At 68.4% G+C, this 22,018-nt stretch carries 24 protein-coding genes; 12 read left to right on the forward strand and 12 right to left on the reverse strand.

Annotated elements, in window-relative coordinates:
* Window positions 1-114: 114 nt before the first annotated feature.
* From V6S85_RS03510 to V6S85_RS03545, 8 genes are read left to right on the forward strand one after another with little or no spacing between them, the layout of a single operon-like run.
* Complete coding sequence (locus V6S85_RS03510; RefSeq protein ID WP_101711976.1) at window positions 115-567, forward strand: Rrf2 family transcriptional regulator; 453 nt, start codon at window positions 115-117, stop codon at window positions 565-567.
* The gene (locus tag V6S85_RS03515; RefSeq protein WP_334348062.1) at window positions 564-1,700 is read left to right on the forward strand and encodes a cysteine desulfurase family protein; all 1,137 of its coding nucleotides are present in this window, start codon (window positions 564-566) and stop codon (window positions 1,698-1,700) included. The genes V6S85_RS03510 and V6S85_RS03515 overlap by 4 nt, the downstream gene beginning before the upstream one ends.
* Window positions 1,700-3,169: a Fe-S cluster assembly protein SufB gene (sufB, locus tag V6S85_RS03520; protein ID WP_116563600.1), complete on the forward strand. Its 1,470-nt coding sequence runs from the start codon at window positions 1,700-1,702 to the stop codon at window positions 3,167-3,169. The genes V6S85_RS03515 and sufB overlap by 1 nt, the downstream gene beginning before the upstream one ends.
* On the forward strand, window positions 3,170-3,919 hold the full coding sequence (gene sufC / locus V6S85_RS03525; RefSeq protein WP_334348063.1) for a Fe-S cluster assembly ATPase SufC: 750 nt from the start codon (window positions 3,170-3,172) through the stop codon (window positions 3,917-3,919).
* Window positions 3,916-4,956, forward strand: coding sequence for a Fe-S cluster assembly protein SufD (gene sufD / locus V6S85_RS03530; RefSeq protein WP_334348064.1), 1,041 nt, complete (start codon window positions 3,916-3,918; stop codon window positions 4,954-4,956). The genes sufC and sufD overlap by 4 nt, the downstream gene beginning before the upstream one ends.
* Entirely contained in the window at window positions 4,953-6,173 is a 1,221-nt protein-coding gene (locus V6S85_RS03535) for an aminotransferase class V-fold PLP-dependent enzyme (RefSeq protein ID WP_334348066.1), read from the forward strand. Before sufD ends, V6S85_RS03535 begins: the two co-directional genes overlap by 4 nt.
* Window positions 6,174-6,177: 4 nt before the next feature.
* A complete protein-coding gene (locus V6S85_RS03540) occupies window positions 6,178-6,528 on the forward strand; it encodes an SUF system Fe-S cluster assembly protein (RefSeq protein ID WP_116563606.1) in 351 nt (116 codons plus the stop codon).
* 14 nt (window positions 6,529-6,542) lie between these two features.
* Complete coding sequence (locus tag V6S85_RS03545; RefSeq protein WP_116563608.1) at window positions 6,543-6,935, forward strand: HesB/IscA family protein; 393 nt, start codon at window positions 6,543-6,545, stop codon at window positions 6,933-6,935.
* On the opposite strand, the gene V6S85_RS03550 is transcribed toward V6S85_RS03545, so the two are convergent.
* From V6S85_RS03550 to V6S85_RS03565, 4 genes are read right to left on the reverse strand one after another with little or no spacing between them, the layout of a single operon-like run.
* Entirely contained in the window at window positions 6,901-7,467 is a 567-nt protein-coding gene (locus tag V6S85_RS03550) for a CDP-alcohol phosphatidyltransferase family protein (RefSeq protein WP_334348070.1), read from the reverse strand. The two genes, V6S85_RS03545 and V6S85_RS03550, sit on opposite strands and share 35 nt — an antisense overlap.
* A gap of 10 nt (window positions 7,468-7,477) precedes the next feature.
* The gene (locus V6S85_RS03555; protein ID WP_334348072.1) at window positions 7,478-7,777 is read right to left on the reverse strand and encodes a hypothetical protein; all 300 of its coding nucleotides are present in this window, start codon (window positions 7,775-7,777) and stop codon (window positions 7,478-7,480) included.
* Between the two features lie 4 nt (window positions 7,778-7,781).
* Window positions 7,782-8,567, reverse strand: a complete 786-nt coding sequence (locus V6S85_RS03560; RefSeq protein ID WP_334348074.1) for a lysophospholipid acyltransferase family protein — start codon at window positions 8,565-8,567, stop codon at window positions 7,782-7,784.
* Window positions 8,568-8,605: 38 nt separating this feature from the next.
* Window positions 8,606-9,166: a TetR/AcrR family transcriptional regulator gene (locus V6S85_RS03565; RefSeq protein WP_116563617.1), complete on the reverse strand. Its 561-nt coding sequence runs from the start codon at window positions 9,164-9,166 to the stop codon at window positions 8,606-8,608.
* A gap of 95 nt (window positions 9,167-9,261) precedes the next feature.
* On the opposite strand from V6S85_RS03565, the gene V6S85_RS03570 reads away from it, so the two are divergent.
* On the forward strand, window positions 9,262-10,236 hold the full coding sequence (locus V6S85_RS03570) for a glycosyltransferase family 9 protein (protein WP_334348076.1): 975 nt from the start codon (window positions 9,262-9,264) through the stop codon (window positions 10,234-10,236).
* The gene (locus V6S85_RS03575; protein WP_334348077.1) at window positions 10,236-10,622 is read left to right on the forward strand and encodes a DUF6165 family protein; all 387 of its coding nucleotides are present in this window, start codon (window positions 10,236-10,238) and stop codon (window positions 10,620-10,622) included. The genes V6S85_RS03570 and V6S85_RS03575 overlap by 1 nt, the downstream gene beginning before the upstream one ends.
* A gap of 27 nt (window positions 10,623-10,649) precedes the next feature.
* Here V6S85_RS03575 and V6S85_RS03580 read toward each other — a convergent pair whose 3' ends face one another.
* Window positions 10,650-11,453 carry an enoyl-CoA hydratase/isomerase gene (locus tag V6S85_RS03580; protein ID WP_334348078.1) on the reverse strand — a complete coding sequence of 268 codons (804 nt, stop codon included), beginning with the start codon at window positions 11,451-11,453 and terminating at the stop codon, window positions 10,650-10,652.
* A 135-nt stretch (window positions 11,454-11,588) separates the two neighbouring features.
* Window positions 11,589-12,650, reverse strand: coding sequence for a GGDEF domain-containing protein (locus tag V6S85_RS03585; protein ID WP_101717936.1), 1,062 nt, complete (start codon window positions 12,648-12,650; stop codon window positions 11,589-11,591).
* A 179-nt stretch (window positions 12,651-12,829) separates the two neighbouring features.
* Between V6S85_RS03585 and V6S85_RS03590 the strand changes: the two genes are divergently transcribed.
* Together V6S85_RS03590 and V6S85_RS03595 are read left to right on the forward strand one after the other, a co-directional pair.
* Entirely contained in the window at window positions 12,830-14,287 is a 1,458-nt protein-coding gene (locus tag V6S85_RS03590; protein ID WP_334348079.1) for a coniferyl aldehyde dehydrogenase, read from the forward strand.
* 49 nt (window positions 14,288-14,336) lie between these two features.
* Window positions 14,337-15,467, forward strand: coding sequence for a glycosyltransferase family 61 protein (locus V6S85_RS03595; protein ID WP_334348081.1), 1,131 nt, complete (start codon window positions 14,337-14,339; stop codon window positions 15,465-15,467).
* A 9-nt stretch (window positions 15,468-15,476) separates the two neighbouring features.
* On the opposite strand, the gene V6S85_RS03600 is transcribed toward V6S85_RS03595, so the two are convergent.
* The 6 genes from V6S85_RS03600 to V6S85_RS03625 form a co-directional block, all read right to left on the reverse strand.
* Entirely contained in the window at window positions 15,477-15,734 is a 258-nt protein-coding gene (locus V6S85_RS03600) for an aa3-type cytochrome c oxidase subunit IV (protein ID WP_116563629.1), read from the reverse strand.
* Window positions 15,735-15,874: 140 nt separating this feature from the next.
* Entirely contained in the window at window positions 15,875-17,470 is a 1,596-nt protein-coding gene (locus V6S85_RS03605; protein WP_334348083.1) for a DEAD/DEAH box helicase, read from the reverse strand.
* Between the two features lie 551 nt (window positions 17,471-18,021).
* A complete protein-coding gene (locus V6S85_RS03610) occupies window positions 18,022-18,546 on the reverse strand; it encodes an SRPBCC family protein (RefSeq protein WP_116563633.1) in 525 nt (174 codons plus the stop codon).
* A 59-nt stretch (window positions 18,547-18,605) separates the two neighbouring features.
* On the reverse strand, window positions 18,606-19,892 hold the full coding sequence (locus V6S85_RS03615; RefSeq protein WP_334348084.1) for an RNA polymerase sigma factor: 1,287 nt from the start codon (window positions 19,890-19,892) through the stop codon (window positions 18,606-18,608).
* Window positions 19,889-20,272, reverse strand: a complete 384-nt coding sequence (locus V6S85_RS03620) for a YciI family protein (RefSeq protein ID WP_334348085.1) — start codon at window positions 20,270-20,272, stop codon at window positions 19,889-19,891. Before V6S85_RS03620 ends, V6S85_RS03615 begins: the two co-directional genes overlap by 4 nt.
* A 186-nt stretch (window positions 20,273-20,458) precedes the next feature.
* Window positions 20,459-21,955: an MFS transporter gene (locus V6S85_RS03625; RefSeq protein ID WP_334348086.1), complete on the reverse strand. Its 1,497-nt coding sequence runs from the start codon at window positions 21,953-21,955 to the stop codon at window positions 20,459-20,461.
* Window positions 21,956-22,018: the final 63 nt, after the last annotated feature.

Raw genomic sequence — 22,018 nt, forward strand, 5'->3', positions numbered from 1 at the left:
TTGGTCTTCCTAAATCCGCATCACGCGCTACGACCCGGCTGGGCGCGGCGCGAAGTCGCGGCTTGTAGCATACGCAAATGCGGTTGCGCGGGGAATCTGCAAGGGAGAGCGCGGATGCGCCTGAGCACGAAGGGACGTTACGCCGTGATGGCCATGACCGACCTCGCCCGCAAGCAGGACGAGGCGGAAGGGCGCGCGGTGGCGCTGGCCGAAATCGCCGCCCGCCAGCAGATTTCGCTGTCCTATCTCGAACAACTTTTCGCCCGCCTGCGCCGCAAGGGGCTGGTGGTCAGCGCCCGTGGCCCTGGCGGCGGCTATCGCCTGGCGGCCGACGCTCGCGCCACCCGCATCTCCGACATCGTCATGGCTGTCGACGAGCCGCTGCGCGCCACCCGCTGCGGCGTCGGCAAGAGCGGCCACAAGGGCTGCATGGCCGGCGGCGCCAAGTGCCTGACCCACGACCTCTGGGAGGAAATGGGCCGGCAGATCCATTCCTACCTGGCTTCGGTCACCGTCGCCGACGTGCTGGAAGGTCGCCTGCGACCGGAGGCGAAGGTCGCGGCGTGACGAGCAAACCCGCCATCTATCTGGACTACAACGCGACCGCCCCGATCCGCCCCGAGGCGCGTGAGTCGGTGCTGCGCGCCTTCGACCTGGCCGGAAACCCGAGCTCGGTGCACGCCTCTGGCCGCGCCGCCCGCGACTTGGTCGAGACCGCCCGCAAGCAGGTCGGCGAACTGGTCGGCGTGGTCGGCGGCTCGGTCACCTTCGTCAGCGGCGGCACCGAAGCCAACGTCCTGGCCATCGACAGCGCCGTCGCCTCGGGCGTGAAGCGTCTCGTCGTCAGCGCCATCGAACACGACGCCGTGGTCGAGACCGCCGCCGCCAGCGGCGTCGCGGTCGAGGTGCTGCCCGTCGACGAGCACGGCGTGGCCGACCTTTCGAAGCTTACCGAACTGCTGGCGGGCGAGGTGCGGACGCTGGTCTGCCTCATGCTGGCCAACAACGAGACGGGCGTGATCCAGCCGGTGGCGCAGGCTTCGGCGATCGTGCGCGCCGCCGACGGGCTGCTGCATGTCGACGCCGTGCAGGCGGCCGGCAAGATCGCCATCGACTTTTCCGCCCTGGGCGCCGATACCCTGGCGCTGTCGGCCCACAAGATCGGCGGTCCGCAGGGCGTGGGCGCGCTGGTCGCCGGCACGCGAGCCAATGTGGTGCGTCGCCAGCATGGCGGCGGCCAGGAGCGTGGCCGCCGCGCGGGCACTGAAAACGTCGCCGGTATCTCCGGCTTCGGTGCGGCCGCTGTCGCCGCCCTGCGGGACTTGCCCAAGGCGGCCGATCAGGGCATTTGGCGCGACGCCTTGGCCCAGCGGGTCAAGGACGCTGGCGGCGTGGTGCTCGGGGAGGGCGTCGCAAGACTGCCGCAAACTCTTTGTTTGGCCGCCGAGGGCTTCGCCTCGCAGGTCCAGGTCATGAACCTGGATCTCGCCGGGGTGATGGTCAGCGCCGGCAGCGCCTGCTCGTCGGGCAAGGTCAAGGCCAGTCGCGTGGCCCTGGCCATGGGCCGTACCGATCTCGCCCCCTATGCGCTGCGCGTCAGCGGGGGGTGGGCGAGCACGGAAGCAGATTGGATTGTGTGCGGCGACGCCTGGCTCGCCGCCTGGAAGCGTATCGGCGCACGACGCCGGGAGGTGGCTTGATGGCCGCGGTCAAGGAAACGATCGACACCGTCGCAGCGCTCGAGAAATACGAGCACGGCTTTACGACCGATATCGACCAGGAGTTCGCCCCCAAGGGCCTCTCCGAGGACATCGTGCGCTTCATCTCGGCCAAGAAGGACGAGCCGGAGTGGATGCTGGAATGGCGTCTGGAGGCTTACCGCCGCTGGCTCGAGCTTGAGGAGCCTGACTGGGCCAAGGTCAGCTATCCCAAGATCGACTACCAGGACACCTACTACTACGCCGCGCCGAAGACCAAGGAAGGGCCCAAGAGCCTGGACGAGGTCGATCCCGAGCTGCTGGCCGTCTACGAGAAGCTGGGCATCCCGCTGAAGGAACAGGCCGTGCTGGCCGGCGTCGAAGGCGCGCCGCGCTACGCCGTGGACGCGGTGTTCGACAGCGTGTCGGTCGTCACCACCTTCAAGAAGGAGCTGGCCCAGGCCGGCGTCATCTTCTGCTCGATGAGCGAGGCGATCCGCGAGCACCCGGAACTGGTCAAGCAGTACCTGGGCTCGGTCGTGCCGACCTCGGACAACTATTTCGCCTGCCTCAACAGCGCGGTGTTCTCCGACGGCTCGTTCGTCTACGTGCCGCCAGGCGTGCGCTGCCCGATGGAGCTGTCGACCTATTTCCGGATCAACGCCAAGGATTCCGGCCAGTTCGAGCGCACCCTGATCATCGCCGACAAGGGCGCCTACGTCTCGTACCTCGAGGGCTGCACGGCCCCGATGCGCGACGAGAACCAGCTGCACGCGGCCGTGGTCGAGCTCGTCCTGCTGGACGACGCCGAGATCAAGTATTCGACCGTCCAGAACTGGTATCCGGGCGATCCGGAGACCGGCAAGGGCGGCATCTACAACTTCGTCACCAAGCGCGCCGACTGCCGCGGGGATCGTTCCAAGGTGTCGTGGACCCAGGTCGAGACCGGCTCGGCCATCACCTGGAAGTATCCGTCCTGCGTTCTGCGCGGCGAGGGCAGCTCGGGCGAGTTCTACTCGATCGCCGTGACCAACGGTCATCAGCAGGCCGACACCGGCACCAAGATGATCCACCTGGGCGCCAACACCAAGTCGCGGATCGTCGCCAAGGGCATCAGCGCCGGCAAGTCGACCAGCACCTATCGCGGCCTGGTCTCGGCCCACCCCAAGGCCAAGGGCGCGCGCAACTTCACCCAGTGCGACAGCCTGCTGATCGGCAAGACCTGCGCGGCCCACACCGTGCCCTACATCGAGGCCCGCAACGGCCAGTCGGTGTTCGAGCACGAGGCCACCACCACCCGCCTGTCGGACGACCAGCTGTTCTACTGCCAGCAGCGCGGGCTTTCGCAGGAGGAGGCCGTGGCCCTGCTGGTCAACGGCTTCGTCCGCGACGTGCTGCAACAACTGCCCATGGAGTTCGCCGTCGAGGCCCAGAAGCTCGTGGCGATTTCTCTCGAAGGATCCGTCGGTTAAATGCTTTCGATCAACAACCTCCACGCCCGCGTCGAAGACAAGCCGATCCTGAAGGGCGTCACGCTCGAGGTGCCGGCCGGCGAGGTGCACGCCATCATGGGTCCGAACGGCGCCGGCAAGTCGACGCTTTCGTACGTGCTGAGCGGTCGCGGCGGCTATGAAGTGACCGAAGGCTCGGCCAGCCTGAACGGCGAGGATCTGCTGAGCCTGGAGCCCAACGAGCGGGCTGCCAAGGGCGTGTTCCTGTCGTTCCAGTATCCGCTGGAGATCCCGGGCGTGCCGGCCCTGACCTTCATCCGCACCGCCGTCAACGCCCAGCGCCGCGCGCGCGGTGAGGACGAGATCGCCGCCCCGGCCTTTCTGAAGCTGGCCAAGGAAAAGGCCGCCTCGCTGAAGATCGACTTCGAGATGCTCAAGCGCGGCCTGAACGTCGGCTTCTCGGGCGGCGAGAAGAAGCGGATGGAAATCTTCCAGATGGCGATGCTGTCGCCGAAGTTCCTGATCCTCGACGAGACGGACTCGGGCCTCGACATCGACGCCCTGAAGATCGTCTCGGAAGGCGTCAACGCCCTGCGTTCGCCCGAACGGGGCATGCTGGTGATCACCCACTACCAGCGCCTGCTCGACTACATCAAACCCGACCGCGTGCACGTACTGGCCGCCGGCCGCATCGTCGCCTCGGGCGGTCCGGAGCTGGCCTTGCAGCTGGAAGCCGAGGGCTACGACAAGTACGTCGGGGCCGCCGCGTGAGCCTTTCGACCGCTCTCAAGACAGGTGACGTCACGGCCCTGCCGTCGCGCCGCGACGAGGACTGGCGCTGGACCGACCTGCGCGGCCTGATCCGCGTGCTGCCGGAAGCCGCGCCGAAGTTCGAAGGCGAGGTCGCCGCCGGTCCGTTCGCGGGCCTGACCGACGGCGAGATCCTGTTCGTCAACGGCCGCCACGTCGCCACCAGGGGGCAGGGCGAGGTCATGGGCCTGCGCTTTGTCGCGGCGACCGAAAGGGCTTCGCAAGCAGCGTCCTACGCCCTGGTGGTCGAGCCGGGCGCCAGCCTGACCCTGCTGGAAAGCCACGAGGGCCGCGCGGCCGGTTATATCTCGGACGTTGCGCTGGACATCGCTGTGGGCGAGGGCGCGAGCCTGACCCGCATCGTGCTGGTCGAGGACGAGGCCCAGGCCGTCAACGTGGTCACCGCCAGTGTCGACCTCGCCGCCGGCGCGACCTTCAACCAGACCGTCCTGACCGGCGGCGCGCGTCGCCAGCGGATCGAGACCCACGTCGCCCATCCCGGCGCCCACGCCCAGGTTCGCCTGGACGGGATCTATCTGCTCAGCGGCCAGCGCCACGCCGACCAGACCACCGTGGTCACCCACGGCGGCGTCGACGGCGTCACCAGCCAGCTGACCAAGGGCATGGTCGCCGACCAGGCGCGCGGCGTGTTCCAGGGCCGCATCATCGTCCAGCCAGGCGCCGACCAGACCGATGCGCGCATGGGCCACCACGCCCTGATCCTGTCGGACAAGGCCGAGATCGACGCCAAGCCGGAACTGCTGATCTTCGCCGACGACGTTGCCTGCGCCCACGGCAACACGATCGGGGCCCTGGACGAGGAGGCGGTGTTCTACGCCCGCCAGCGCGGCATTCCTGAACTGGAGGCCCGGGCGATGCTGACGGAGGCCTTCGTCGGCGAGGTGGTCGAGCGCATCGAGCACGCCGGCGCCCGCCAGATCGCGGCCGCCTGGGTCGCCAAGCAGCTGGGACGCTCAGAAGAAGGTGGGGCCGAATGAGCGTGACCTTCGACCTCGAGGCGATCCGCGCCCAGTTCCCGATCCTGTCGCGCACGGTGCACGGCAAGCCGCTGATCTATCTGGACAGCGCCGCCAGCGCCCAGAAGCCCGACGCGGTGCTGGACGCCATGACGGGCCTGGCCCGCACCTCCTACGCCAACGTCCATCGCGGCCTGCACACGCTGGCCAACGAAACGACGGAACTCTATGAAAAGGCGCGGGAAACCATCGCGCGCTTCATCAACGCCGACGTGGGCGAAATCGTCTACACCAAGAGCGCCACCGAGGCGGTGAACCTGGTGGCCGACACCTTCGGGCGATCCTTGAAGGCCGGCGACGAGATCGTGCTCTCGGAGATGGAGCACCACGCCAACATCGTGCCCTGGCACTTCCTGCGCGAGCGTCACGGCGTCGTGCTGAAGTTCGCGCCCGTGCTCGACGACGGCCGGCTCGACATGGAGGCCTTCCAGGACCTGCTGTCCGAGAAGACGAAGATGGTCGCCGTCACCCACATGTCGAACGTGTTGGGCACGGTCAACGACGTGGCGGAGATCGTGCGTCTGGCCCACGCCGCCGGCGCGCCGGTGCTGCTCGACGGCTGCCAGGGCATCGTCCACACCAAGGTCGACGTGAAGGCTCTCGACGTCGATTTCTACGTCTTCAGCGGCCACAAGCTCTACGGCCCCACCGGCATCGGCGTGCTGTACGGCAAGGCCGAGCGCCTGGCGGCCCTGCCGCCTTACCAGGGCGGCGGCGAGATGATCGGTTCGGTGAGCCTCGACAAGATCACCTACGCCGACCCGCCGCACCGCTTCGAGGCCGGGACGCCGGCGATCCTGGAGGCCGTCGGCCTGGGCGCGGCCATCGAGTGGCTGAACACCATCGACCGCGATGCGGCCCTGGCCCACGAGCACGCGCTGTACGAGCGGGTCGCCCAGCGGCTGGAAGGCGTCAACGGCGTGCGGATTCTCGGCACGGCGCCCGGCAAGGGCGCGGTGATGAGCTTCGTCGTCGAGGGCGCCCATGCCCACGACGTGGCCCAGGTGCTGGACCGCTACGGCGTGGCCGTGCGCGCTGGCACCCACTGCGCCGAGCCCCTGATGAAAAGGTTCGGGCTGACGTCGAGCGCTCGCGCTTCCTTCGCCCTATATAATACGCCTGCCGAGGCCGACGCGTTCGTGGACGCGCTGGACAAGGCCCGTAGCTTCTTCAGTTGAGCCTATGACCGACCAAGCCCCCGCCGCGACGGCCCTGTCCTCGGACGAGCTGAACCGCCTGACCGACCAGCTGATCGAGAAGCTGAAGACGGTGTTCGACCCGGAAATCCCGGTCGACATCTACGAGTTGGGCCTGATCTACAAGGTCGACGTCAGCGACGACAAGGACGTGGCCATCGACATGACCCTGACCGCGCCGGGCTGCCCGGTGGCCGGCGACATGCCCGGCTGGGTCAAGGACGCGGTCATGGAGATCGACGGCATCCGCTCGTGCAACGTCGACCTGACCTTCGATCCGCCGTGGGATCCGTCGCGCATGAGCGACGAGGCCAAGCTGCAGCTGAACATGTTCTAAGGCAGGAGCCCGCCATGGAAGCCGCCGTCAGCCCCCGTCCGCGTCGCCCGCGTCCCAAGGTCGTCACCCTGACCGACGCCGCCGCCGCGCGTGTGAAGGAGATCATGGATAGGGCGGATCAGCCCTATGCGGGCTTGCGCGTGGGCGTGAAGAACGGCGGCTGCGCGGGCCAGGAGTACGTCTTCGAGTACGCCAAGGAGAAGGGCCCCATCGACGAGGTCGTCGAGGACAAGGGCGTCACTATCCTGATCGAGCCCAAGGCGGTGCTGTTCCTGATCGGCACCGAAATCGACTACGAGGTCAGCAAGCTGTCGTCGAAGTTCGTGTTCCATAACCCGAACGAGACCGACGCCTGCGGCTGCGGCGAGAGCGTCACCATCCAGCCGGCCGCCGAGCCGAACGATTGATTTGAAACCTCTCCCATTTGGAGAGGGGGAAACTTGGCGCCGCCCGCCGCGCATAGATCACGACGGTCGCCACCGACAAAGCCGCACTCGCCGCCAGCGCCCATAGTCCGATGGTTTCCGCCCCGATCGGCGCCAGCAGCATGCCGACGCCCAGGAAATTCAGCAAGATCTTCGGGTGCTCGATCGGCGGGTAGTTGAAGTCCCGCTTCGGCAGCGCCTGCTGCAATCCGGCGACGACGAAGTTCCTGGCGATCAGCACCAGCGGTACACCGATCCAGACGCCTGGAAACGCGCCTGCCGCCATCAGGGCGCCGAGGCTGGCCAGGGTCAGCAGGCGGTCGGCCAGCAGGTCGAACATCGTCCCGAAAGGCGAGGTCAGGCCGAAGCGCCGGGCGATCCAGCCGTCGAGCACGTCGGTCAGCCCCGCGCCGAGGAACATCGCCAGCGCGGTCCAGCCGGCGTCGGCCAGCACGGCCCAGGCCATGAAGGGCAGGATCAGGATCCTGAGCGCGGTCAGCAGGTTGGGCAGCACGTCCGTCTCCCTAGAAGCAGCCTGAGGACCCTGTCGAGCAGGCGAGCACCAGCGCGGCGAAACCGGCCCATGGCAGCAGGGCGGGCAGGGCGCTGGGCGCGGCCCACAGCGCCCGTCCCTTCAGCATGAAGGCCGTCGCCGTCATCGACAGCAGCCAGGCCAGGCGCGCGGCGTGCGACAGCGCCAGCAGGAGCGGGTCGCCTTCGCTCCAGATGTCGCGGGGCGATGGTCCGTGCGTGGCGGCCAGATGAAAGGCCGCCGAAGCCAGAGCCGTCGCATAGGTCAGGACCATGGGGACGGCGAAGCGCATGGAGTCAGGCCGACAGGGGTTCGGCCTCGGTCGAAGGCTTCTTCTTCGGCGGGTCGACCAGCACCGATGGCCTCACGGGCTGGCCGGTGGCCTCCGCGATCAGCTCGTTGGTGCGGTTCTCGACTGTGTTTTCGAGCAGCTTCATGAACTCGGCCTTCTGCAGCCCCTGGGGCAGGGCGGGCAGGAACTCGACGGTGGCCCGGCCGGGCGTCTTCCTGGTCTCCTGCTGCTTCCAGAAGCAGCCGAGGTTGGTGGCGACTGGCACCACCGGGAGGCCGAAGTCCTGGCTCATGTGGTAGACGCCGGTGCGGTAGCGGAAGCGCTCGCCCGGGGCGGCCAGGTGGCCTTCCGGATAGATCAGGATGCGGCGGCCTTCGGCGGCGACCTGGGCGGCGCTTTTCGATAGGGCGGCGCGGGCTTCGGGACCGCCGCAGCTGTCGACGACGATGGCGCCGAACTTCTTGAGGATGTTTCCCAGCAGGGGGAACTTCTCCAGGTGGTCGCCGGTGACGAAGGAGAGGTTGTCGACATTGGCGAACATCACGAAGCCGTCGCCCCAGCTGTGGTGCTTGGCGGCGATGATGAAGGCGCCCTTGGGCAGGTTTTCCTGGCCCTTCAGCTCGACCTGGACGCCCGCGAAGGTGCGCAAGGCCCACAGCATGCGCTTGGAATAGAGCCGCAGGGCGAAGGTCACCGGGCGGCGCCCCGGCAGCAGGGCCGAGAGGGCGGCCGACAGGCCGTAGAAGATCGACAGAACCCAGTAGTAGGCGTTGAACAGCGCGCTGCGCATCGTTCGGTCCTTTGAGGGGCTTGTTGGGCAGGTTGGGGTCAGCGGGCCTTGAGCACGGCCAGGACGGCCGCGGTCATCAGCGGAGCATGGGCCGAAAGGGCGTCGTCGCCCAGGCGGCCATAGGCCTTGTTCTGGGCGGTCTGGGTGATGACGCCGATGGCCATGGCGGCCACGACGCGGGGATCGCCCGGCGGCAGCTCCATCTTCATCATGGCGTACTTGATGATGGTCTCGACCAGGGTGACCGGATCGCGGCCGTCGTCCTGGTAGTAGGGCAGGAAGTGATGCAGTTGCAGCAGGTGGAACGAGAACAGGGTCCAGTCCTCGTCGGCGGCCGTGCAGTAGGCCTTGACCAGGGCTGCGGCCTTCGCGGCCACGCCATGGACGGCGCCGGCCTCAGCCTCGATCAGGTCGGAAAGGCGCTTGTGGGCGGCCATGAACAGGCCGATGGCCAGTTCGTCCTTGCTCTTCCAATGACGGTATATCGCACCCTCCGAGACCTCGGCGCGGGCGGCGATCAGCTTGGTCGTGGCGCCGTCGACGCCATGGGCGGCGAAGACCTCGAGGGCGGCGCGTTCGATGCGGGGCTTGGCGCTCATGCAACTGACGTTACCGCAAAAACGACAGCATGCAAGTAAATGCTCACATACTGATGGGCAATTGACGGAAGAGACGGGGCCAGCCATTCACGGCCATGGTCCAGACGGTTCTGATCTATTCGATGGGCGAGGTGATCGGCGACGGCCTGATCAAGCTGCCCTTCATCGCCGGGCTGCGCGCTGCGTTTCCCGACGCGCGGATCACCTGGTGCGCGGCCAAGGGCGACACCGTCTATGACGGCCCGCTGAAGCGGGTGGTGGCCGGCTACATAGACGAAATCCTCAAGGACGGCGTCATGGGCGCCGGCGCGCTGGACGTGCTGCCCTGGGTCAAGCCGTTCGGCGGCCGGATCTTCGACCTGGTCATCGACACCCAGGAGAACCTGCGCCGGAGCGTGGTCGCCAGGCGCGCGGCCCGCGGCGTGTTCGTCTCGGCCGCAATGCAGGCGCGCACGCCCGACTGGCCGCCAGCCGTCGTCGACCGCCTGGCCCGGCTGCTCGCCCTGGCGACCAGCGGCCAGGGCGCGTTGCGGCCGCTGGCGTTGACCGAGGCCGATGCCGTCTCCGCCGCCGGGGCCCTGCTGCCCGACGGTCCGGCCTATGTCGGCCTGGCGCCCGGCGCGGGCGGTCAGGAGAAGCGCTGGCCGCTGGAAAGCTATCTGGATCTCGCCCGGGCCCAGCAGGCGGCGGGCCGAACCCCGGTGTTCTTCTTTGGCCCCGACGAGGCCGCAGATGCGGCGCTCGCGCGTGCAGGGGTTCCCGGCGCCCTGTTTCCTGAGGCCGACCGAACCGACGGCTTCACCGGGGTGAAGGGGCCGATACTGGCGATCGCCCTGGCCGGACGGCTCGCCGCCGCCGTGGCCAACGACGCCGGGCCGGGGCACATGCTGGCCGCTGGCGGCGCGCCCCTGCTGTCGCTGCAACTGAACCGCCGCAAGGCGGTCAAGTTCAGGCCCGCGGCTCGCCGTCTTGAGATGCTATGCGCCGAGGACTACGGAGAGGACATGGCCGCCCTGCCGCCCCAAGCGGTGAAGGCCTCCCTCGACACGCTGATCGCCGGAGTTTCCTGATGTCCATCCTCGCCCCCATTTCCGCCGGCGAGCTCGTCGACAAGATCACCATCCTGCGCGTGAAGGCCGAGCGCATCGGCGACGCGGTTAAGGAAGCCAATGTCCGCAAGGAACTGGCCCTGCTGGAAGGCATAGCCGCCGACGCCCTCACGCCGAGCGCCGAGCTCGACGCGCTGACCGCCGAACTGACGGCGATCAACGCCGCCCTGTGGGACATCGAGGACGGCAAGCGCGCCTGCGAGCGCAATCAGACCTTTGGTCCTGAGTTCGTGGAACTGGCGCGCCGCGTCTACAAGGACAACGACAAGCGTGCGGCCGTGAAGCGCCAAATCAATGAACTGGCAGGGTCGGACATCGTCGAGGAAAAGAGCTACAAGCCTTATTGAAACAAAGGCTTGCTGGAGCTTTTTGCGTCATCGGCCCTTGAAGGCCGCCGGCCGCTTCTGCAGGAACGCGCTGACACCCTCGATGAAGTCCTCGGTCTTGCCGCTGGCGCGCTGGGCGTGGCGTTCGGCGTGCAACTGGCCCACCCAGTCGGCGTCTAGGCTGTCCCAGACCAGGCGGCGGATGGCGCCGAGCGAGGCGGGCCCCTCGGCCAGAGTGCGGGCCAGGCCCAGGGCGGTCGGCATCAGGTCGGCGTCGGGAACGCAGCGGTTGATCAGGCCCCAGTCCAAGGCCGTGGAGGCCGGAATCTTGTCGCCCAGCAGCATCATCTCCATGGCCCGCGCCTTGCCCACCAGACGCGGCAGCAGGTAGGTCGAGCCGCCGTCGGGCACGAGGCCGATCCGGCGGAAGGCCTGCAGGAAATAGGCGCTGTCGGCCGCGACCACGATGTCGCCGATCAGGGCCAGGGAGCAGCCGATGCCTGCGGCCGGGCCGTTGACGGCGGTGACGATCGGCAGCGGAAAGTCCCGCAGCAGCGTCATCAGCGGATTGTAGACGCTCTCCAGCGCCGCGCCGGCGTCGGGCTTGCCGTCCGCATCCATGGGCCGGCCGGCGGTCGCGCCGGCCGAGAGATTGGCGCCCGAGCAGAAGCCGCGCCCTTCGCCGGTCAGGATCACCGCTCGAGCCTCGATCTGTCCGGCGGCGACCGCGCCGAAGGCCTGGGCCAGCTCGCGGGCGACCTCGGGGCTGGCGGCGTTCAGGGTGGCGGGATCGGACAGGGTGATGACGGCCACGCCGTCCTGGGTTTCCAGCCGGATCTTCTCGTAAGCCATCAGGTCCTCCGGGCGTCTTTGCGCGCCTGGACGCCAGCTAGGCGCGACTGTCCCTGCGGAACGCAAGAGCCGCCGGCGCCAGAAGCGCCGACGGCTCTCTCAAACCCGGTTCTCTGGAGAAGAACGGGTATTCCTTCAGGCGGCGTTGGCCGACTCCGACTGGGTTTCGGCGGCGGTGACGCGGTTGCGGCCGCTGCGCTTGGAGGCGTAGAGCGCCGCGTCGGCGCGTTCCATGACCGAGTGGCCGGTCTCGCCCTTGCGGCGCTCGGCGAAGCCCGACGACAGGGTGATGGCCCCCAGGTCCTCGTTGGTCGAGCGGCGCTTGAGCATGCGCGAGGAGACCTCGACGCGGATCTCTTCCAGCGTGGCGCCGACGATCGCGGCGGCTTCGCCCGGGAAGATCATCGCGAATTCCTCGCCGCCGTAGCGCGCGGCGAAGCGGGGCAGGGCGGCGACGCGGCCGATGACGCTGGCGACGTAGCGGATGACCTGGTCGCCGGTCTGGTGGCCCCAGGTGTCGTTGAAGCCCTTGAAGTGGTCGATGTCGAGCACGGCCAGGCAGATGGCCGAACCGGCCTCGTCGGCCTCGGCGCAGGCGCGCTCCAGCTCTTCGTCGAAGGCCTTGCGGTTGGCGAGGTTCGTCAGGCCGTCGGTGGTGGCGTCGCGGCGGACCTGCTCGAGATGCTCGCGCAGGCGATCGACCTCGGCGGTGGATTCGGCCAGACGGGTCTCGAGGGCCTTGTTCTCCTTGGCGACGCGGCGCGTGGCGTCGGCCAGGCTGGAGACCACGGCCTTGATGCCTTCGACGCCGGTCGGGGCGTCGAGGTCCTTGGAGACGCCGGCCAGGGTCTTGCCGAAGGCGGCGTTGGTCTTCTGGGCGTTCTGAATGGCCTTCGAGACCGACTCCAGCTCCTTGGAGAGCAGGTCGCCGGCGTCGCGGATCTGTTCGTTGAGGCGAGCCTTGGGCAGGTAGGCCGCGGCGAGTTCCTCGCTCAGCATCTCGGTGATGGGCTCGCCCATCGAGATCAGGCGGGTGATCTCGCGCGCCAGGGCGCCGTCGGGATCGGCCACATAGTGGGTCCAGAGTTCGAAGTTCAGCGCGGTCGGCCAGATCTGGTGACGTTCCATCAGATCAAGGGCCCGACGGGCGATCTTGTAGGCTTCCGGGCCGCGCAGCGTGGTCTCGACGTCCGACATCATTCATTCCCCCGCCGATCCGGGCTTCTCCCAGACCGATCGCTTACGCGGCGAGCATAAGCACGAGAGTTCAAACGAGCGGTTAAGGCTGCGCGGGGGTGCTTGCGCCGGTCACAACTCCAAAGCATTCTGAACGCTGATAAGATGAGCCGAGAGGCCGTTTTCGGGAGAGACGCCGCATGAACGCCCCCGCCAATCTCGGTCATGAGGCCGCCAAGGCCGGCCTCGAGATCCTGCTCCAGCGACAGAAGGCCGCGCATCTGCGCGACGGCGCGCCGCCGGTGGAGCGCCGGATCGACTGGCTGAACCGCTGCATCGCGCTGCTCGTCGACCACGAGGCGCAGATCGCCCAGGCGGTCGGCGACGACTTCGGCGTGCGCTCGAAGGACGCCACGGCCCTGACCGACGTCGCCGGCTCGATCGGCCCGCTCAAGCACGCCCGCGACCACGTGCGCAAATGGATGAAGACCGAGAAGCGCCGCACGACCCCGGCGCTGCTGGGCCTGTTCGGCGCCAAGGCCGAGGTGCGCTGGCAGCCCAAGGGCGTGGTCGGGGTGATCAGCCCCTGGAACTTTCCGGTCAACCTGACCTTCGCGCCACTGGCCGGCGTGCTGTCGGCCGGCAACCGGGCCATGATCAAGCCGTCGGAATACACGCCCGCGACGTCCGAGCTGCTGAAGGCGATGTTCGCCAAGGCCTTCGACGAGGATGAGATCGCCGTCGTCACCGGCGGTCCGGAGATCGGCCAGGCCTTCGCCGGGCTGGCCTTCGACCATCTGCTGTTCACGGGCGCGACCTCTGTGGCCAGGCACGTGATGCGGGCGGCGGCCGAGAACCTGATGCCGGTGACGCTGGAACTGGGCGGCAAAAGCCCGGTGATCCTGTCACGCGGCGCCGATCTCGAGACGGCCGCGGCGCGGGTGATGGCCGGCAAGACGCTGAACGCCGGCCAGATCTGCCTGGCCCCCGACTACGTCCTGGCCCCTGCCGAGGACGTTGATCGCTTCGTCGAGGCCGCCCGCGCCGCGGTGGCGCGCAGCTTCCCGACCCTGAAGGACAACCCCGACTACACCGCCCTGGTGGCCCAGCGGCACTATGACCGGGTCAAGGATTATGTCGACGACGCCAGGGCCAAGGGCGGCAAGGTGGTCGAGCTCAATCCGGGAGGCGAGGACTTCTCCCAGCAGCAGCACCGCAAGATCCCGCCGACCCTGATCCTCAAGCCGACCGACGACATGGCGGTGATGCAGGAGGAGATCTTCGGGCCGCTGCTGCCGGTGAAGGCCTACGACCGCATCGAGGACGCCATCGACTACGTCAACGGTCGCGACCGCCCGCTGGCGCTCTACTGGTTCGGAACCGACGAGGCCGAGCGCGAGCGGGTGCTGGCCGCCACGACCAGCGGCGGGGCCACGGTCAACGACGTGATCTTCCACGTCGCCCAGGAAGACCTGCCGTTCGGCGGCGTGGGTCCAGCCGGCATGGGCGCATATCACGGCCACGACGGCTTCCGCGAGTTCAGCCACCGCAAGGCGGTGTTCCACCAGTTGAAGAAGGACATAGGCCCGATGCTGGCCCTGCGCCCTCCCTATGGAGAGGGCATCCGCAAGTATCTGGCTGGCCAGATCAAGCGATAGCAGCCTGAACCGGTGGTCGCGGAACAAGAATCATCAGCCTTAGGGCCGTATGGCTCAGTTCGCCGCCTTCGACATCGTCGATGAACGTCAGGCCCTGCCCGTCAGGGAGATGGCGACGCTTCGCCATGCGTTCTTCAATGGCGGCGAGGAAGGGCGCTCGCCGCTCGTGGAGGTCGACGCCCCCCTGTCGGCGCCGCACGTGGTGCGGGATCCGGCGGCGGCTTGGCCGTTTCCGCCGGACGCCCCGCCAGAAGCTCGCGAGCCGGACATCTGCCATGTTCGCGACGTCGACTGGTTCCCCGCCTATGGCGTGCTCGCTGGGCCTGGCGGCCGCATCCTGCGGTCGGCCAGTGGAGAGGCGCTGCATCGATGGCCGGATCTTGCGCCCGTCGCCGAACTGATGGCGCGCCCGCCTAGCATGACCATCGAGCGCGGCGTGGTGTTCATGCCCTGGGGCGGCGGCTTCAACTACGGGCACTTTCTGCTCGACGCGATGCCGTCGGTGCTGGCCGCGGTCGAGCACGGGTTCGCCAGCAACGCGCCGGTGCTCGCGCCGCCCTTGAAGCCCTGGCAGAGAAACCTCCTGGCCGCGGCGTTTCCCGAATGCGAGGTGCGGGAGGTTCGCGGGCGCAGAATCCACCTCGATCAGTCAGCCTACGCCACCAGCATGGATCACTTCCTTCACGCGCCCACCGCATTGGTGCGCCGGGTGGCCGAGCGGGTCGTGGCGATCGTCCCCGCGGGGCCCGTCGGCGGCCGGCGGGTCTATCTGTCGCGCCGCAGCCAGTCGATGCGGGTCATGGTCAACGAAGCCGCGCTCGAGGAGGCCCTGCGCAGGCGCGGCTTTCTGATCGTGCGGCCCGAAAGGATGTCCGCGCTGGCGCAGGTGGCGTTGATGCGCGACGCAGAGGTGGTTGTCGGCGCATCGGGCGCGGCCCTCGCCAACGCCCTGTTCCTGCGGGCCGGCGCCCGGGTGATCGAAGTGCAGCCGGCCAACTTCACCAGCCGCTGGGTATGGGCGGCCTGTCGCCAGGTCGGAGTCGAATGGCGCGGCCTTGTATGCCCGTCGCCGGCCGATCCCCGTGAGGCGTCCTGGCTGTCGAGGGCCCGTCGCGGTTTCCGCTTCGCCTATCGGCCGCCGCTGGACGAGCTTTTGGAGTTCATCGACGCGGCGCTTTGAGCCGGACGCTCAACGCCCCTCGGTCCACAGATCCAGCGGCTGGCGCCGCTCGTGGCGGATGACGGCGAAATAGCCGGCCACGCCCAGCAGTATCCCGGCGATCGCGCCGCCGATGAAGCCCGCGGGCGTGGCGAACCACAGGGTCAGCACCGTCAGGGCGACGGCGACGCCGATGATCGACCAGCGCACGAAGACGCTGAAGACGTGATAGGTGCGCTCGTGCACCAGCAGTTCGGGATCGGATTGCAGGGGCGTGAAATCGGCCATGGCGGTTCCTCCGAAGTCTTCGGGAAAAACGCGCGGAGCCGCCTGGACGACGCGACTGTCGGCAAAGAAAAAGCCGGCGGCTCCGTGGGAGCACGCCGGCCAATCTACGCCTTTTCGGGGCGCTCGTCAGTCCTGGTCGATCAGTCCTCGACCTTGGCCAGCTTCGGCGGGGCGCGAAGCAGGAAGGCGGGAATGTCGTTGCCGAAGCCGACGACGCGGCGGTCGTCGTCGTCGTCGCGGGCCCGGACAGGCTGGACGCCGCGAACCGGCATCGGCGGACGTTCGCGCGACGGGCGCGGCGCGGGGGCGGCTTCCTCGACCGGGGCGGCTTCGACCGTTTGGGCGGCGGCGCGGTCGCGCGTGCGTTCACGGCGCGGCTTGCGCTCGCGTTCCGGACGCTCGGCGCGCTCGGCGCGTTCGGCCGGGACTTCCGGCGCGGCCTCGACGGCGACGGTTTCCACGACTTCGGCTTCCGGAGCGGCTTCGGCGCGTTCGCGACGGCCGCGGCCCGGACGTTCGCTGCGTTCGCCGCGCTCACGACCCGGCCGCTCGCCACGGCCGCGGCGGCGGTCGCCTTCGCGCGGCACGGTGACGGCGTTGGTGTAGTCGACGTCGATCACTTCCTCGTCGGGCGTCGAGCCGATCAGTTTGACGACCTTGTCGAAGCCCTTGTCGTCAGCGGGGGTGACCAGCATGTAGGCGACGCCCGAACGGCCGGCGCGGCCCGTGCGGCCGATCCGGTGCACGTAGTCGTCGGCGTGGTGGGGCACGTCGTAGTTGAAGACGTGGCTGACGGCCGGGATGTCGAGGCCGCGGGCGGCCACGTCCGAGGCCACCAGGATCTTCAGCGCGCCCGAGCGGAAGTCGGCCAGGGTCTTCATGCGCTGGCTCTGGTCGAGGTCGCCGTGGATGGCGGCGGCGTCGAAGCCGTGCACCTTCAGCGACTTGGCGACGATGTCGACTTCGGTCTTGCGGTTGCAGAAGACGATGCCGGTTTCCGGCGCGGCCTTCTCCACGATGGTGCGCAGAGCCAGACGCTTGGCCTTGGGGTCGGAGGAGGGGACCTTGACCAGCAGTTGGGTGATGTTGGCGTTGGTGGTGGCCGGCTTGGCCACTTCGATACGGACCGGATCGCGCAGGAACTGCTTGGTCAGTCGCGTGATTTCCGGCGGCATGGTCGCCGAGAAGAACAGGGTCTGCTTCTTCGGCGGCGTCAGCTTGAAGATGCGCTCGATGTCGGGGATGAAGCCCATGTCGAGCATGCGGTCGGCTTCATCGACGACCAGGAACTGCACGCCGGTCATCAGCAGCTTGCCGCGCTCGAAGTGGTCAAGCAGGCGGCCCGGGGTGGCGATCAGCACGTCGACGCCGCGGTCGAGTTTCTTCTCTTGGTCGCCGAATGAGACGCCGCCGATCAGCAGCGCCCACGAGAGCTTGGTGCCCTTGGCGTACTTCTCGAAGCTGGAGGCGACCTGGTCGGCCAGTTCGCGGGTCGGGGCGATGACCAGGGCGCGCGGCATGCGCGCCTTGGCTCGGCCCGAGGCGAGCTTGTCGATCAGGGGCAGGGTGAACGCGGCGGTCTTGCCGGTGCCGGTCTGGGCGATGCCCAGAACATCCTGGCCGGCCAAGGCGACCGGGATCGCCTGGGCCTGGATCGGCGTGGCGGTCGTGTAGCCGGTGTCGGCGACCGCTTGAAGGGTCGTGGGCGAAAGCCCGAGGTCGGAAAATTCGGTCATGTCACGCTGGTCTGGACTCGGAGCCGCCCGTGCTTGGGCGAGCGGGCGGCGCGGATTCGCCAGACCTGCTCCGAAGGTGCGGATAAATAGGCGCAATCGCCGCAAAGTCAATCTTTGCGGGGCCTGCCGGAACTTCAGATGGGACGGGGAGCGGCGAGGTCAAGAGCGAGCGCCGCCCCGATCCTTCCCCCGAAGGACCAGACCAGGACACCGGAGCCGTCGGCATCGTCCTGGCGGAGCGGCGCTCGCCTCGGCGCCGCCAAAGGGGAGGAAGACGGCGCTGATGAATTACTACTGGATTGATATGGATTCGAGCGCCTCAGTTTTTCTGAAGCCGTCGTCAGCTGACTCTGCCTAGTGGTGCGCATGATGCTCGCCATCGCGCTTGCGAGCAGGCGCAGCTTTTCTTGGGGGGTCTGCTCGCACGCCGCCAGTGTCGTCCTTGCGTTCGACGGGGGCGGGCGAGACGCGCGCCGCCGGGGCGGCTTCGAACTTCAGCAGAAGGAAACGGGCCATGCGGATCGCCTCTAAAGCTCGTGGGGAAGGGGACCTTAGTTACGCTCGACGACGGATTTCAGATTGGACAGACCCGTCTCGAAATCACGGCCGATCATCTTGTCCATGTTGAAGACCAGGCCCATCAGCCGCGAGACGTAGGGCGCGGGCCCAGACATCACCCAGGTGACGCGGGTGGAGTCACCCACCGGCTCGGCGGTGAAAGCGGCCGTGTTGCTGGCCCTGAAGGGCTTTTCGAAGTCCAGCGCGATGGCGACCTCGCGACTGGTCGCCGAGGCGATGCGCATGCGGCCGGCGCCGGCCTTCTTGCCGGCCCAGGCATAGGTCGCGCCGACACCGCGCTCGGCGCCGCCGTAGGTGCGTTGCAGGTCGGCGTCGAGGGTCTCGTAGGGCGACCAGGCGCGCCAGGCCTTGAAGTCGGACACGTGGACCAGAACCGCTTCGGGCGGGGCGTTGACCAGCACCGAGCGCTCGACCCGGAAGACGGGCGGGCGCAGGGCGGCGGCGACCAGCAGGCCCGTCAAGGCCAGAACCAGTACGGCGGCGAGGATCTTCAACATCGGGCGGCTCCTTGAGCGTGGCCCGTTCCGGGCCGTTCTCCACAAGGACGCGCGGCGGATCAGCCTTCCGACACCGCCGCGCGATTTTTCTCGCCCTCGGCCTGCAGTCGGTCGAGGTGCTGGCGGATGTGGGCGGCCTCGGCGGCGCCGCCGGCCAGGGCGATGGCCTGATGGAAGGCCTCGCGGGCGGCCTCGTCGCGGCCCAGCTGCAAGTTCAACGCGCCCCGCAGCCCGTGGAAATGGAAGTAGCCGGCCAGGCGCTCCTCCAAGGGAGCGATCATGTCCAGCGCGGCCTGAGGACCAGCGACCTTGGAGACCGCGACGGCGCGGTTGAGGCTGACGACCGGGGAGGGGGTCATGCGCTCCAGGGCGGCGTAGAGGTGATCGATCTGGGCCCAGTCGGTGTCCTCGGCGCGCTCGGCCCGCCCGTGCAGGGCGGCGATGGCGGCCTGCACCTGGTAGGGGCCGGGCTGGCGATGGCGCATGGCCTTGTCGATCAGGGCCAGGCCTTCGGCGATCATCGCCGCGTCCCACAGGCCGCGATCCTGGTCCTCAAGCAGCACGATCAGGCCGTCGGCGTCCAGGCGGGCCGGGGTCCGGGCGTGCTGCAGCAGCATCAGCGCCGTCAGGCCCATGACTTCCGGCTCGGCGGGAAACAGCCGCAGCAGCAGGCGCGACAGCCGCAAGGCCTCGTGGCACAGCGGCCGGCGCGCGTCGGCCTCGACGCCGCCGGCCGAATAGCCCTCGTTGAACACCAGGTAGACCATGGCCATCACCGTCAGCAGCCGTTCGGCGCGCTCGGTGGGGCTGGGCGCCTCGAACGGCGTGTCGCCCTTGGCCACGCGGGCCTTGGCCCGGGTGATCCGCTGCTCCATGGCGCTTTCGCCGACCAGGAAGGCGCGGGCGATCTGGCGCACCGACAGGCCAGACACGATGCGCAGCGCCAGGGCGATCTGCTGGGTGGCCGGCAGGTCCGGGTGGCAGCAGACGAACAGCAGCCGCAGGATGTCGTCGCGATAGTCGGCGCCGTCCAGCCGCTCGGCCAGCGCGGTCTCGGCGTCGTCGAGGCCGGCGGCCAGGTCGGTCAGCACCTCGTCGGACGGCAGGGCGGTCTGGCGGCTTCGCCTACGGCCAGCGTCGACGCCGCTGTTGCGGCCCACCAGGATCAGCCAGGCGGTGGGATCGCGCGGCGGACCTTTGTCGGGCCAGGACTTGAGGGCCCGCAGGCAGGCGTCCTGATAGGCTTCCTCGGCCGTGTCGAGGTCGCGGAAATAGCGCAGCAGCGCCGCCATGGCCCGCGGGCGCGCCGAAACCAGCGCGGCGTCGATCCAGTCCGGGTCGCTCACGGGCGCGCTCTGTGAACGGCGTTCGATTTCCACAAGGTCGCGACGGGACGAATTTCATAGCAGCCGCCGGGATTTGCCGCCGCAAGTTCACGCGCGGCCGCGGCGGCTTCGGCCAGATCCGTGCAGTCGACCAGATAGAAGCCCAGCAGTTGCTCCTTGGTCTCGGCGAACGGGCCGTCGACCAGCAGCGGCGGCTCACGGTCCTTGCGCAGCGTCACGGCCGTGGTGGTCGGCAGGAGGCGCGCCGAAAGACTCAGGCGGCCTTGGCCGGCCAGATCGTCGCGCACGGCCGCCAGTCGCGCCATCACAGCCTCGTCATGCGCCGGGCTCCATGCGCCGACCACGTCTTCCATGTGATAGCAGAGAATGGCGTACAGCATCCGACAAGCTCCAACGGCCACAGCGCCGTGAACCAAGGACGCCGCGACGAGCCGAGCGCCGACACCGGCGACGAAGAAAATGCGCTCTGTGGCGCGCGAAACCGCTCGGCGGCGCCGTCGAGCGACGGTCTGGCCCTCGACGCAACCGCGTCATGGCCAGACCAGGTTCCCACGTCCCAGAAGAAGCTATCGCGCGGCCTGGCGTTTGTCCGGTCGCGCGGCAAGCGCCGGACCGAACGTCAGTCGGCTGGCGGCCGCCAGGATCCACGCCGCCAGACCGCCATACAGCATCGTCCAGCCAAAGCCGTGAACCAGAGCCTGGCGCGCGATCGCCGGCGAAATCTGATCGCTCCCGGCTCCTGCCGCCACACGCTCGGCCAGGGCGCGAATGTCCGCCGAAGCCGGAGCGGCCAAAGATAGGCTCGACTGAACGCCGCTGACCAAGATGGCGCCCATCAGAGCGATGTTGATGGCCAGCGAGATCATCCGCGCGCTCATGTCGATGCCGGAGGCCATCCCGGCCCGGTCGCTCGTGACGGCGTTCGTGGTGGCGTTGGTAACGGTGGTGTTCGTCAAGCCCAGGCCCACGCCCGCCAGCATGCAGCCGGGCAGGACGGCCAGTTCCGCCGCCGCCCCAACGCGTGTGGCCAAGAACATCAGGATGAAGCCCAGGCCGATGACGAACAGGCCGGCCGGGATGACGAGGCCGGAGCGATATCTCAGCGCCAGGCGCTCGGCCAGCGGGGGAACCGCCAGGGTCGGCAGGGTGTAGGCCAAAAGCGCCGCGCCCGCTTGGACGCTGTCGTATCCGAGCGCGGCCTGAAAGTAGATCGGCAGATAGATCATGAACGGCCAGAAGCTGAAGTTCATGGCCGCCGATCCCAGCAGCGCACCGGAAAAGTCACGGATGGCGAAAACCGACGTGTCGAACATCGGGTGCTTGCTCGACCGCTCGACCCCGATGAACGCAGCAAAGGCAACGACCGCCGCGCCGACGAACAGGATGGCGGTAGGGCTGCCAAATCCAAGGTGTGGGCCTTGGGTGATGAAGTAGACAAGGCAGAAGACCGAGATCGACAGCGTGATGATCCCGGCCAGGTCCAGGCGCTGGGCGATTGGGTCGCGCGACTCCGTCACGCCATCGGCGCCCAGCACCAAGGTCGCCAATGCCAGCGGCCCGTGGACCAGGAACACCCAGCGCCAGTCCGCAAGCGAAACGATCGCGCCGCCGATGATCGGGCCGAAACCCAGTCCAATGCCGAAGATCACGCCCCACCATCCAAAGGCATGGCTACGGTCACGGCCGTCGCGAAACTGGTGGGACAGGATCGCGACCTGACAGATCAGCATCGCCCCGCCGCTGGCGCCTTGGAGAAAGCGGGCGACAATCAGCAACTGCGCATCGCGCGCCAGGCCGCAAACCAGAGACGAGAGTCCAAAGGCGATTATACCGCCCAGGAAGATCCGCTTTCGGCCGAAGCGGTCGGCCAGGGCGCCCGTCGCCATCAGCACCGCGGTCACCGCCAAGGTGTAGGCGTTCATGATCCATTGGAGGGCGCCGAAGTCCGCATCCAGAACCGCCTGCAGCGTGGGCAACGCCGCCGGTACGCTCGAGATTTCCAGTCCGAACATCAGGGAAGACAGGCACACGGCGGCCAGGGCTTTGGTCGGCTTGGGACTCATGGGGAACCTTCGGCAAGCTGGGGGTCGAACCGCGACCCCACTGACGCCTCCGGACATAGGCCG

The organism is Caulobacter sp. CCNWLW153 (assembly GCF_036889365.1).
GTDB lineage: Bacteria > Pseudomonadota > Alphaproteobacteria > Caulobacterales > Caulobacteraceae > Caulobacter > Caulobacter radicis.

Coding starts and splice junctions, on each gene's coding strand:
- V6S85_RS03510 (WP_101711976.1), top strand. CDS start 115: ATGCGCCTGAGCACGAAGGGACGTTACGCCGTGATGGCCATGACCGAC.
- sufB (WP_116563600.1), top strand. CDS start 1,700: ATGGCCGCGGTCAAGGAAACGATCGACACCGTCGCAGCGCTCGAGAAA.
- sufC (WP_334348063.1), top strand. CDS start 3,170: ATGCTTTCGATCAACAACCTCCACGCCCGCGTCGAAGACAAGCCGATC.
- V6S85_RS03535 (WP_334348066.1), top strand. CDS start 4,953: ATGAGCGTGACCTTCGACCTCGAGGCGATCCGCGCCCAGTTCCCGATC.
- V6S85_RS03540 (WP_116563606.1), top strand. CDS start 6,178: ATGACCGACCAAGCCCCCGCCGCGACGGCCCTGTCCTCGGACGAGCTG.
- V6S85_RS03545 (WP_116563608.1), top strand. CDS start 6,543: ATGGAAGCCGCCGTCAGCCCCCGTCCGCGTCGCCCGCGTCCCAAGGTC.
- V6S85_RS03555 (WP_334348072.1), bottom strand. CDS start 7,777: ATGCGCTTCGCCGTCCCCATGGTCCTGACCTATGCGACGGCTCTGGCT.
- V6S85_RS03560 (WP_334348074.1), bottom strand. CDS start 8,567: ATGCGCAGCGCGCTGTTCAACGCCTACTACTGGGTTCTGTCGATCTTC.
- V6S85_RS03565 (WP_116563617.1), bottom strand. CDS start 9,166: ATGAGCGCCAAGCCCCGCATCGAACGCGCCGCCCTCGAGGTCTTCGCC.
- V6S85_RS03570 (WP_334348076.1), top strand. CDS start 9,262: ATGGTCCAGACGGTTCTGATCTATTCGATGGGCGAGGTGATCGGCGAC.
- V6S85_RS03575 (WP_334348077.1), top strand. CDS start 10,236: ATGTCCATCCTCGCCCCCATTTCCGCCGGCGAGCTCGTCGACAAGATC.
- V6S85_RS03580 (WP_334348078.1), bottom strand. CDS start 11,453: ATGGCTTACGAGAAGATCCGGCTGGAAACCCAGGACGGCGTGGCCGTC.
- V6S85_RS03585 (WP_101717936.1), bottom strand. CDS start 12,650: ATGTCGGACGTCGAGACCACGCTGCGCGGCCCGGAAGCCTACAAGATC.
- V6S85_RS03590 (WP_334348079.1), top strand. CDS start 12,830: ATGAACGCCCCCGCCAATCTCGGTCATGAGGCCGCCAAGGCCGGCCTC.
- V6S85_RS03595 (WP_334348081.1), top strand. CDS start 14,337: ATGGCTCAGTTCGCCGCCTTCGACATCGTCGATGAACGTCAGGCCCTG.
- V6S85_RS03600 (WP_116563629.1), bottom strand. CDS start 15,734: ATGGCCGATTTCACGCCCCTGCAATCCGATCCCGAACTGCTGGTGCAC.
- V6S85_RS03605 (WP_334348083.1), bottom strand. CDS start 17,470: ATGACCGAATTTTCCGACCTCGGGCTTTCGCCCACGACCCTTCAAGCG.
- V6S85_RS03610 (WP_116563633.1), bottom strand. CDS start 18,546: ATGTTGAAGATCCTCGCCGCCGTACTGGTTCTGGCCTTGACGGGCCTG.
- V6S85_RS03620 (WP_334348085.1), bottom strand. CDS start 20,272: ATGCTGTACGCCATTCTCTGCTATCACATGGAAGACGTGGTCGGCGCA.
- V6S85_RS03625 (WP_334348086.1), bottom strand. CDS start 21,955: ATGAGTCCCAAGCCGACCAAAGCCCTGGCCGCCGTGTGCCTGTCTTCC.